The organism is Kineothrix alysoides, assembly GCF_000732725.1.
In the GTDB taxonomy this organism is placed as follows: domain Bacteria; phylum Bacillota; class Clostridia; order Lachnospirales; family Lachnospiraceae; genus Kineothrix; species Kineothrix alysoides.
The window spans coordinates 604,994-616,972 of record NZ_JPNB01000002.1 but is presented as its reverse complement, the minus strand read 5'-3'; the positions used below and the strand labels follow the sequence as shown (position 1 = coordinate 616,972).

12 protein-coding genes are annotated in these 11,979 nt (G+C 36.0%); all 12 read left to right on the top strand.

Annotated elements, in window-relative coordinates; genetic code table 11:
* Positions 1-56: 56 nt before the first annotated feature.
* The 12 genes from CC90_RS0113805 (at position 57) to CC90_RS0113740 (ending at position 11,955) form a co-directional block, all read left to right on the top strand.
* On the top strand, positions 57-623 hold the full coding sequence (locus CC90_RS0113805) for a DUF6287 domain-containing protein (RefSeq protein ID WP_031391356.1): 567 nt from the start codon (positions 57-59) through the stop codon (positions 621-623).
* 215 nt (positions 624-838) lie between these two features.
* Positions 839-1,087: a hypothetical protein gene (locus CC90_RS0113800; RefSeq protein WP_132038481.1), complete on the top strand. Its 249-nt coding sequence runs from the start codon at positions 839-841 to the stop codon at positions 1,085-1,087.
* Between the two features lie 970 nt (positions 1,088-2,057).
* Entirely contained in the window at positions 2,058-2,768 is a 711-nt protein-coding gene (locus tag CC90_RS24650; protein ID WP_031391354.1) for an IS110 family transposase, read from the top strand.
* 30 nt (positions 2,769-2,798) lie between these two features.
* The gene (locus CC90_RS24645) at positions 2,799-3,287 is read left to right on the top strand and encodes a transposase (RefSeq protein WP_242843310.1); all 489 of its coding nucleotides are present in this window, start codon (positions 2,799-2,801) and stop codon (positions 3,285-3,287) included.
* 165 nt (positions 3,288-3,452) lie between these two features.
* Positions 3,453-4,100 (top strand): hypothetical protein, encoded by a 648-nt coding sequence (locus CC90_RS0113780; protein ID WP_031391352.1) that lies wholly within the window; start codon positions 3,453-3,455, stop codon positions 4,098-4,100.
* Positions 4,101-4,425: 325 nt separating this feature from the next.
* The gene (locus tag CC90_RS0113770) at positions 4,426-4,845 is read left to right on the top strand and encodes a hypothetical protein (RefSeq protein ID WP_031391351.1); all 420 of its coding nucleotides are present in this window, start codon (positions 4,426-4,428) and stop codon (positions 4,843-4,845) included.
* Between the two features lie 111 nt (positions 4,846-4,956).
* Positions 4,957-6,213 (top strand): WG repeat-containing protein, encoded by a 1,257-nt coding sequence (locus CC90_RS22425; RefSeq protein ID WP_051869589.1) that lies wholly within the window; start codon positions 4,957-4,959, stop codon positions 6,211-6,213.
* A gap of 362 nt (positions 6,214-6,575) precedes the next feature.
* Positions 6,576-7,382, top strand: a complete 807-nt coding sequence (locus CC90_RS0113760) for a hypothetical protein (protein WP_031391349.1) — start codon at positions 6,576-6,578, stop codon at positions 7,380-7,382.
* Between the two features lie 265 nt (positions 7,383-7,647).
* Positions 7,648-8,265 carry a hypothetical protein gene (locus CC90_RS0113755; RefSeq protein WP_132038482.1) on the top strand — a complete coding sequence of 206 codons (618 nt, stop codon included), beginning with the start codon at positions 7,648-7,650 and terminating at the stop codon, positions 8,263-8,265.
* 20 nt (positions 8,266-8,285) lie between these two features.
* Positions 8,286-8,957 (top strand): hypothetical protein, encoded by a 672-nt coding sequence (locus CC90_RS0113750; RefSeq protein ID WP_051869587.1) that lies wholly within the window; start codon positions 8,286-8,288, stop codon positions 8,955-8,957.
* Positions 8,958-9,472: 515 nt separating this feature from the next.
* The gene (locus CC90_RS0113745; RefSeq protein WP_031391346.1) at positions 9,473-9,736 is read left to right on the top strand and encodes a zinc ribbon domain-containing protein; all 264 of its coding nucleotides are present in this window, start codon (positions 9,473-9,475) and stop codon (positions 9,734-9,736) included.
* A gap of 461 nt (positions 9,737-10,197) precedes the next feature.
* On the top strand, positions 10,198-11,955 hold the full coding sequence (locus CC90_RS0113740) for an extracellular solute-binding protein (protein WP_035315718.1): 1,758 nt from the start codon (positions 10,198-10,200) through the stop codon (positions 11,953-11,955).
* The last annotated feature ends 24 nt before the right edge of the window (positions 11,956-11,979 follow it).

Genomic DNA, 11,979 nt, shown 5'->3' with positions numbered 1-11,979 from the left:
TGCTGATAGTCAGAAATCGTATAAAAATCTTTTTATATTTTATAGGAGTTGAAAAAATGAAATCTTTTCATAAGTATAAATTCATTCTTTTTGCGTGTATCATAGTATTAATATTTCAAACCGGATGTGTAGACGATTCACCGATAAGCACGATAGTCCCCGACCCAACGCAAGACACCCAAAATACAGAGATGAATCTCACGCAAATCCAAGCCGGGGATTATTCAAGCTTGCTCGGAACTTGGAAGGAAATAGCTTATGCAGATAACCTGTTTGACGGAACAGGGCAGCAGTGGCATACGGGTAGGTCTGACACGGTTTCTTCTACCCTCTCTGTATCAACTGACAAAATTAATTTTAATGAATCTGCGATGATTGTTCAGGGAAATACGCTTACGGACGATGCGGGTTCCCATCTTCTTTCGTTTGTAAATGATGGAATTTCACTCGATGCTTATCTCGCTGATGCAGATACCGCCATCACCTGGAACGTCACATTTTACCCAAAGGGAGTAGCAAATAATCTCGAGCCCAATAATGGCGTGCAAATTGACAACACTAAAAATCTCATTGTTATTTGGTATAGCGGAATGCAAGTCCTAACAGTTTTTGGGCAAGAATAACAAATGAATACTGTCCACTTCAAAAAAGCTGTCCGTGAGATATATTGTTATATTATGATATAAATCTGCTCCGTTCCACACTTAAAAGGTCTGATTAAAATGGTTTTGAGTGGCAACTATCTGTGATGATCCAGAGCATTTTGAAGTGAATTTACTAAATTTGTTTAAGTAATTATTAGCACAATTGAAAGATACGTGAGTATCTTCATGCCCATTTGGGATATTTAATAAAAGAAGTTAAGAGGGGAGCGAATAGCCTAAGTATCCAAGTAATGATAGAGCAAAATTTATTTTATGTTGGAAGCGAATATAAAGGTGAACATAATAATACAATTATAGGCTCTAATGATACATATCCCAACGTTATGGAAAGTGCAGCATCAAGAACCCCAAAGTATGCAATAGAGTTGATATCATTAGAATATGCGTTAACTGGAAAAGTGGAGTTTATATATTCTGAATGATAGATATTATATCAGGGATGAGATGATAGGTAAAAATAGCAGGGTAAAAATTATTACATTGCTTCAATGAAAAACTCGGAGAGATTACGTTTCAAAATAAACCTTCTGAATTTTCAAAGCTTATTGTAAAAGCCAAGAAATACTGCACGGACGGAAAAGAAATCGTCTTTGCCTTGGAAAATTCCTATGGGTATGGCAGAGCGTTAGCTGCATGGCTGATTGAAAAAGAATATCTTATAAAAGATGTTAACCCTGCCCTGTCTTATGCCTACCGCAAAAGTGTTCCACAGTACAAAGTCAGCAAAAATAAAGCAGAATAGACAAAGGAACCAAGAGGGATAAAAAACCTGCTTTGGGTATTCATAGTTATGCCATGACCATATGTCCCAAAGGCTCTGCCGGTGGGTGTTCTTTAGGGTTATGCCAGTCTTTTTGGCATAACCCCTTTAACCTGCACTATTTTCGACCCTATCTATTTTTTAGGATTTTAAGAAAATCATGTCCTTCACATTTCCCCAACAAAGTAAAAAACTCTCGTTATGGTTATTTATCTCGATTCCTCCCTGAAAATGGTACACAGGGGTAACACAGGCTCACACGAGGGCAAGAGAAAATCGATTTATGTAACGGAAACGATTCTTTGTGCATATTTTTGTTTTTTCTCTGTTTTTGCTTTTTGGCATAAAGGGAATTTTGCCCCAAAGTGTCAAATTTTCCTCCCAGTTTCCAACAATCAAAAAATGACTTGCAATTATTTTTTTTCAGAGCTAACATGACACACCACAAAAGCAATTCGTAAGCCTTTTGTGAAACCTGCAATCGCAGGAGCATCCTTTATCCAAAACTAAAAAGTGGATTGGTTGAACCACCCATGCCGACCTTGTTGCCTAGTGCGTAATTCGGGGACACTGGTTTATCAGTTGAGGTTGCCTGCATTTTGAAGTCAAACGATTGGGGAGGAAAAGATTTTATGTATGACAAAACTAAATTTATCTTCGTGGGGCTTGATCTCCACAAAGAACAACACACCGCAGTCATTATGGACTGTTTCAATGAAAAGTTGGGGGAAATAACCTTTCAGAATAAACCTTCCAAGTTTTCGAAATTAATCACAAAATCAAAAAAATATTGTACTGACGGCAAGGAGATTATTTTTGCTTTGGAAAATTCCTATGGTTATGGCAGAGCGTTAGCTGCATGGCTGATTGAAAAAGGATATCTTGTAAAAGATGTCAATCCGGCATTGTCCTATGCCTACCGAAAAAGCGTTCCCCAGTACAAGAAAAACGACAGCTACGATGCCCAGTGTGTAGCAAGAGTAGCCATCAATGAACTAAATACACTACCCGATGCTATGCCGGAGGATATGTACTGGACACTCAGCCAGCTTGTCAATCGGAGAGCAAATTTAAAAACTCACCATATCAGATTAAAAAACCAACTGCATGAACAGATTTGTATTGCTTATCCAAGCTACAAACAATTCTTTCAGGATATCGGCAGACCAACAGCACTTTACTTTTGGGAGCATTATCCATCTCCAAGATTTTTGAGGAATAAGAGTGTGGAGGAACTGGCAGAAGAATTGATTCCGGTCAGTCACAATCAGTTTTCAAGGAGAAAGTGTCAAAAGATTTTGGACGCAGTAAAAGCAGATGGAGATACTACAAGGGAGTATTAGACAGAGAGGGATGAGATTACAAGAGGACTGGTGCGTGATGTAAAGCATTATGTGAAGCAGTTGGAAGAAGTAGATCAGGCAATCAGAGAATTTCTTCCAAGATTTGAATGCACCTTAAATACCATTCCCGGTGTCAGCGATACTACAGTAGCAAAACTACTTTCTGAAATCGGAGATATCCGAAGATTTCCCAATGCGGATAAATTAGCCAAGTTTGCAGGGATAGCACCCGTAAACTTTTCTTCTGCGGGAAAAGGAGATGATAAACCCTCCAAGCAAGGAAATAGAAAACTACAAGGAACGATTTACTTTCTTGCCATTCAGATGATACAGCTATCCTCAAAGGGATTGCCAAGGAATCCGGCTTTTTATGCTTATTATCAAAAGCAGTTAGAAAGAGGCAAGACCAAACCACAGGCACTAATTTTGATTTCCAGAAGATTAATCAACATCATTTACGGAATGCTGAAAAATAAGACAGAATACCGAATGCCACAAATACAGGAAAAGTGCGACTAAAACAACGGAATTTTGTAGTAAGGACAGAGAAAATATGGTAAAATTTTAAGCAGTGAAAAGCAGTGCTTTGGAAAATGTAAATTTTTTCAAAGGAAGAAAGCCCTGCTTAGTAAAACATAAGGATTCAGACTCGATGTCAAGGGTGGTAGTGATACAGTAGATAAATTGCCGGAGGATGATAGAGAGGGGATATTTATAGGATATTTATCTTTTGGTGCCAATGGACTTGTCGATAATGATAAAGACGGTTTTTTTACATTATATGATGCTCCAACAGTATCAACAAAAGGAGAATGCTATAATTTTAGTGATTTGTATAAGAAATATGGACTAGAACCATATGGGGCATTACAATCTTTTGGAGGTAAAGGAAGTGCATTAAATAAAAAGGGGATATCGAATTATGGAAATCAAACATATAATCCTGAAAAAGGAACATTGGTATACAATGGAATAGAGCGTTATGGCATTGCGATAGGACCTATGTTGCAAAATCCAGAATGTGATTTGTCGGGAGCAATAGACCCGATAGAAATGGCTTATGGGACATGTGTAGATATAAAAATACAAGTGGAAGATAAAACTTATTATATTCCAGCGATTATTGTAGATGTAAAAGCTCATTCGGCACCAACTGGTATTTTTCAGACAGGGGTTCCATTTACTGGAGGTTATGAAAATACGGGAAGAACAGGGGCCATCATAGAGTGGTATGTAACAAAAGAACAAAACGGTAATAATATTTCAGTGGGATTAAATAAATATAATAGTAATTCATCTATCATAATCTATAGAGATGAAGTACTTAAATAGGAGATTTTATGAAAAAGTTATGTAAGGCAATACTTTTAGGAGGGGGATGCATACTTATAGTTTTGGCAATCGTCCTCTTTAGTAAAAAGACAATAGAATCCAGTACATTTATTAAAAAAATAATAATATAGAAACATTAAAAGAACAAATTAAATCTGGAGATTTTTCTAATTTAAAAGAAACCGATAATATCCGAATTGAAGAGATTAAGAGAGTATATGCAAACAAAAAAAATGATGAAGGCATCGAATGGATTGAAGGTGATTTAAATGGAGATGGGTTAAATGAGTTAATATGGCAAGAAGAGAAAAGTTATAATGAAGGTATGAAAAGGATAGTGGGGATATTTACTTTTCAGACGGATGAACCGGTATGCACGATATGGGATATAAACGATTCGACAGAATTTTTATTTATGAGTGATACTGGAAATATCATATATTATACTCAATATTATGGTACTTATTATTTTAATGGATTTGATTGTTATAAGTTTGATAGTGATTGGAACAAAGAACTATTTTATGGATTACATATTTATAATGTATATGATATTTCTGAAGTTGATGTGCAGTGGTGGCATGAGGAGCATCCAGATATGACAAATGAAGGGATATATTATAAAAGATATATTCTTAAATCGTCTTTAAAATATGAAGAAAATTTAGAAGAAAAGGAGTTTTTAAAAGAATTTGAGGAAATGTGCGGGTTTTCTTTCGATTATATGAAATTTGAGGAGTACTGATTAAATTGTATGGAAGGAAATTATAGAAAATGAAAAAGATATAAAAGGAGCATTAAAAAATGAAAACTAAAAGAATAATAAGCATATTAATAAATAAGTTTGTAATAATTTATGAAGAGATTTAATATCTTACAAATTGTTTTTATATTATTTGTTATTCAATTATGTGGTTGCCAATCCATTCAGTCACCGGAAAATTTAAATGCATCTATTTCTCAAAATGATGAATTGAGTTGGGAATGGGTAGTAGAACCGACCAAATATAAAGATTTATCTTTTGTAGATGAAAATTTGCTTGCCGCCCAAAACGATGATGGAAAATATTCCGTAATTGATACACACGATAATATAGTTATTTCGGCAAAATATGACAGCATTTCTGAATTTCATGATGAAATTGCAAAAGTAGAGAGTAACGGTAATTCTTTCTACATCGATAAAAGCGGTAATCCTATTACAGATGAAATGTTTCAAGAAGTAAACGGATTTAGCGAATCACTTGGTGGTGTAAAAAAGAATGGCTTATGGGGATTTATTAATACGCTAGGTGAAGTAGTAATTGCATATCAATTTGATGATATCGCATTATTTTCCGAACAACGAGCAGCTGTAAAAGTAGGTGAAAAATGGGGATTTATTAATGAGTCAGGAGAATTGGTAATAAATAATCAATTTGATCAAGTTCAAAATTTTAGTGAAAGTTTGGCTGCGGTCAAGCTTAATGATAAATGGGGATTTGTAGATAATTTGGGAAAGGTAATTGCTGAGTATCAGTATGATGATGTTAAAAGTTTTAGCGAGGGCTATGCGGCTGTCATGAAAAATGATAAGTGGGGCTTTATTGACAAGGAAGGAAAGGAGTGTATTGACTTAAAATATGATGCTGTCGGAGATTTTAGCGAAGGTAAAGCATCTGTTCAGATAATTAATTACAAAGAGCATATGGATGCATGGGCATATATTGATAAAAAAGATAATGTGATTATTGATTTTTATCCATATGATGCTGCAGAAGGAAGAATGATTTGGACAGGTAAATTTAAAGATGGAATTGCTTTTGTTTCAAAAACATTATATTGCATTATAGATGAAAAGGGTAATGATATATTTGCAGGTGATTCAATATTTTTTATTAGTGGCTTGGAATATAATTCCGAATATGATGCAATCCCGGCATATGTTTATACAGATGAAAAAATGACAATACAAAAATATGGTTTAATGGGGATAAAGGGAAATCAAAGACTTGAACCAGTTTTTGATTATATATATGGAATTAAAGGAAATATTCTTATTGTTGAAAAGATTATTGATGGCGAATATAAAAAAGGAATTATTAGACTGCCCGAACCTTCTGAAAGGAATTGAAGTAAACCAGGGGGTATAAGGGGGAAAGTATTCTCTTTTATACACAAAGAAAAATACAGCATCGGAGATAATACCTGATTTAAGAAGTCTTGGGATTATCTCCGATTTTTGTGCTTATTATCCTAGGTTTGCCAGTTCCATTAGTAGGAAAAAACAGCACTGCATACTCAAGGATCGCAAGCATATGTAGATAGGAATTCGGGATTGACAACGAGGAGCGCCGAGGAATATTCCATTTATAAAAATGGATATAAATAATGGATTACCTTAGTAGTTAAAATCAGGATTTCAGAAGATTATGGCGGCAAATAGTTACTATATTTAAGCGCTACTGTAACCTTAAAGAATAAGGAGATGAAAATATGTACTATAATTGTAAAAAAAGAACATTTATTATAATGATGGCCGTCGTTGAAATAGCAGTATTAACGTCTTGTGCCTATAAGAATAATGATAAAAGTGACATTTATGAAAGTTCTACAATTGATATAATAGATGAGTTAGAGCCAAAAACAAATGAACCAACTGTTTTGGAGCAAAATACGAACAGCAATGATTTTGTTGACATCACAATTTTAGGTACAAATACTATATCAATCAATAAAAATAGGATCGGTGATGGTGATGTATATGGCGTAGATCATATAGACAATAAATGGAGCCTAAGTGAAATTGATGATATCCTTAACGCAATTAAAGGTAATTGGACAATAGATGGTTATGTTGGTTTTGTCGCCCCCACAATTTATTATTTGCCTGAAAGATTTGATAATATAAGCGAAGATGCCAGATCTAAAGCGCAAAATGATTATGATGAAAAAGTTGAAATTGCAAAAGCTAATATTCCGGTTGTAAATTTTTCTATTAAAGAATACGATGGAAAAGATTCAGATAATAATTATATTTATGTAAACGATAACTATCTAAGTCCCATTAGTATTGTCTTAAGCTTGGATAGGTCAGACGATTCTTATCCTATATTTAAGGATCAGACTGCCATTTCCGGTGATTTCTTTGCTGAATATCCTGTTCTTTACGTCAAATTTTTTATGGATCATAGTGAGAATGGGCAGACAAAAGAATACAAACCGGCAACACTTGTAATAACTTCAGATAATAGGTTTTATATTCTGATTGATGGTGCATTTTATTCATTAAAGAATTTTTAACTTATATTATTTAGGCATAATCTCAACAGCTATCCTCATGCACAAATAGAAGCTGTCGACAAACGCATACTGAATACCAGGAGTACAAGAAATGTGCGATTAAAACAATGGAATCTTATGGCGAGGACAGAGAAAATATGATAAATTTTTAAGCAGAAAAACTACTTTTGGAAAATATTTATTTTTTCAAAGGAAGAAAGATCTGCTTAGGAAAACATAAGGATTCAGACTCGATGTCAAGGGTGGTAGTGATACAGTAGATAAATTGCCTGAGGATGGTAGAGGGGGAACGGAGAAACCAAATACGCCCTTGTATAACTACACAGAACAAATGGTTAATAACATAACTGCCTTGGACCCTAAATTTGATAAAGAGGTGGAAGAATTTAAAGAAGCGTATATGAGAAATAAAAGCGTATATGAGGAAATATCTAAAAAAGCAGGAGTACCACCTGAGCTTATAGGTATTATACATTATCGTGAGTCTACATCTGATTTTATAAATGGTAAATTCAACGTTTACCTCCACAATGGGGAAGCTCTTGGAGCAAAGACAACTTTGAATTTTGTGGGAAAAGATTTTAATAATTTTGTTGATACAGATGTTGATGCAATCCATGATAAACAGAACTATGTTGAAAAATATAATTTGACGTCAGACTCTAAGGATGAAGTAGCTATAATGGTTTTTGCCGAATTATACAATGGGTTGGGTTATTATAATAACGGACATGTAAGTCCATACTTGTACAGTGGAACAAATATCTATACTTCCGGAAAATATATCGAAGAATTTATAAATGGCAAACCGGTAGGCGTTTACAATCCTCAAATTGTGGATAAGCAAATAGGAGCATATTTATTATTAGAATCACTTAAATAGCCATAAAAAGGAGTTAAAATATGAGTAAGCGTTTAATTTTTATTCTATGCATCTTTTGGATTATATTGATTTCTGGATGCTCTAATACAAAAAATAATGAGAAACATATTTTACCAAAAGATACTTTACAAGAAGATTTTAAAGAAGAAAATAATAATCTTTTCTTCTTTAAAAATAATCTTTCAACTATCCATTATAAAGCAAAATTCTCATATGACGAAGGCTATAAAACAAAAGTAGTGTCTATGCAGGTTTTGAATATATCAGGGTTTGAAAACGGAGCATTGTACGAGCTAAAATTGGAACCCACAGGAGAGTTTCCAGGCGATTTGTCCGATAATAGGTTAACTATATATTTATATGTTGATAAGGAAAAAATATATAGAATCTGGAACACATATGAAGAAATAAGTCAATTTACAAATGAAAAAGATATTATCTCAAATAGTAGCATTGTTTGCCAAGAAAGTGAGCTTAGCGATATTCTAGATGAAAATGCACAAGGAATACATCATTCTATAGCGATTTATGAAAATCAAAGAATATCAAACATGTATGAATGCAACGAATATGGCAATAGAGTAGGATATTATGAATCTTTTTCTTGGGAAGAAGGTAAGGGAATGGTATGGTATAGAAGTGGATACAGAGAAGGGGCTGATTCTTTAGAATTAGAAATGACGGAAGAATAGAAAACTTCTCTTGACAATCCAATAATGGCCATGTTACAGTGGCGCAACCAGGGGTATAAGGGGAATTATTCTCTTTTATACACAGAGAAAAATATAAGACCGGAGATAGTACCTGACTTAAGACGTCTCGGAATTATCCCGATTTTGTTCTTATTATCTCAAGTCTGCCAGCTCCATTAGTAGGGAAAAACAACATTGCATCCTCATGTGGAAAATAACCATAGAATAAGCAGCATTTTTTGCATGGATAGCCTCCCTCCATTGTTCAATACCTTTGAACCGGCCTTCTAATAACTCTAAATTTTTATACTGCTCAAAAGGCACATAGAACAGAATGACAATCGAAAATAAACATAATAACAAACAAGAAAATCGAGAATTTTGTTTACAAGTATGTAATATTCCGGTAAAATATAATTCAGGTATAAATAGAACTTATATTAAAGTTGTAGAATATTAAATATTGCAACAAATTTATAAGTAAATAAAATGCATAAAAAATAAGGGGGAGTATTATGTTTATTATATGGGGAACGAGAGGATTTGAAAAGGATTTGGGATATACTAATGTTACATGTTGTTGCCCGCATTGCAATAATGTAGTAAATTTAATTGCAAAGAAGATAGGAAGGAGATTCACATTATTTTGGATTCCATTATTTCCGATTAAATTATCTTATTACATACTATGCCCTATCTGCCGCGCGGGAAAGCAGGTAAGCAAGAATGAAATCCGTCAGTGTCTGGGAGTAAAGCCGATTGATGAAGTAGTTTCATAGTATTAATAATGGACATATGTTCATTGCAAAAATAATTTGCGTAAAAGTAAATAATTCGATATAGTGTTGCCGGAAAATTTGTTAATACAGTTTTCCGGCTTTTTTAAAAACAGTGAGTAAAATCCCTATTACTGCATGCGTGGTGTAAAAGTTATTGAAAAACCTCCGGTATGGGGGAGAATGAAGCCGAGATGTATATACGTAAACGAGAGCGGACGAAGCATATTCTTGCTCTAAAGAGTAGAACAGTCCTCATTGATGGAATATCTCCGCCATATCCTCATAGGTAAACCGGTAAACTTATGAATTATGTAGAGTATAAATAAAAATAATTAAATATATACAAATATAACAAAAAATAAAAAATATATTGAAAAATATATAAACATATAATATAATCATTTCAGGTTAAGCGCTAAACTAAAAAGCAACTACTGTAGTAAACTGTGTGGAGGTTAAAAATGAATAAGAAGTTAAGACGATCACTTTCATTGCTGCTGGCAATGACGATGGTAACGGGACTATTAGGAGGATGTGCAGGTGGTTCCGATAGTGTGGATGCAGTCACGGATGTAAAAGATGCCGGGACACAGGCTGCCGGAGCGGCATCCGAAGACGGTACTTCGGACCCGTGGCAGTTGGCGGCAACATCTACTTATGAGCCGTACCCTGAGACGGTCACCTATACGATCGGCCTGAGGGTGCGTGCCGATGTAGCATATCCGGAGGGCAGTACGGATACGGCGGAGGAAAGCGCCTATACAAGATTTATGAAATCTAAATTGAACATACAAAATGAGAACGCATTCGAAGCGGCAGACGATAACGACTATAATCAAAAGGTTTCCATGGCAATCACCAGCGGGGATATTCCGGATATTATGAACGTTACCTATGATGACTTTAAGGAATTGGCCGAGAACGATATGCTGGAGGATTTAACTGATGCATACAATAACTGCGCCAGCGATTTGATGAAGGAAATTTATGCGTCCAACGACAATCGGTCTCTGGATATGGCGACCATAGACGGGAAATTATACGCAATTCCCACAACGGCTATTTCCAGCGGACCGGAGATGCTCTGGCTTAGAGGGGACTGGATGGATAAGCTCGGTCTGGAGGAGCCCAAGACCTTGGAAGATATAGAGAACATCGTTAAGGCCTTTGTGAAACAGGACCCGGGAGAGAACGGTGCAGGAAAGACAGTAGGAATTCCGTTGTGCGTGGACGGAGACACTAATTATATTTACGGAAACTATTCGGGAGCATATAAAGCTAATAATATTTTTACGAGCTTCGGCGCTTACCCCGAGCAATGGATTGAGGGCAAGGACAAAACAGCGGTATATGGTTCGGTGCAGCCGGAGATGAAGCAGGGACTGCAAGTGCTTGCGGACTGGTATAAGGAAGGCGTGATCGACCAGCAGCTGGCGGTCAGGACCTATGACGATATCAAGGCACTTGTGACGGATGGAAAATGCGGTTCCTATTTTTGCGGCTGGTGGGCACCCTATGATTTGGCCGGTTCCTATGAGCTGAATCCCGATGTGGAATGGCGTGCCTATATCCTGCCTGCAGGTTCGGATAACAAGGTAACCATGTGGTCGGGAAATCCCAATCAGAATTATTTCGTAGTACGAAAAGGGTTTGAGCACCCGGAGCTTCTCGTAAAAGCAAAATCAATCACCTTGGATTATAATCAGGGAGATGCGGCGTATACGGATGACAGTGCGGAATGTAAGGAATATCTGGATTATGTAGCCCATGGCTACGGCGTGGAGGTAATCGGCGGATTTGACTGGTACGATGCTGCGGCGCGTGCATATCAGCACATCAGCGAAGCCATCGACGGGACGAGAAATCCGGACGAAATGAATGCCTATGAGCATTCCTTGTATGAGTCCTGCACGAAATACCTGGAAGCGGTAAACAATAAGGAAAAGCCTGAAAAAGCGAACTGGCTGGACTACAATGCCCGTATGGTAGCGAGCAAGCTCATGAATGATACCGAGGTAAATATTGTACAGCCGGTATTCTTCAGCCAGACAGATTCTATGTCGCTGATGTGGGAAAGTTTAAGGACTCTGGAAAGAACCACTATTCTTAAAATAGTGACAAACGAAATAAGTGTGGACGAATTCGATACTTTTGCAGAAGAGTGGATGAATGCGGGAGGACAGCAAATCACAGAGGAAGTGAACGAAGCGATTAATTAGCATCGAACATTAGGCCTGAGCCGG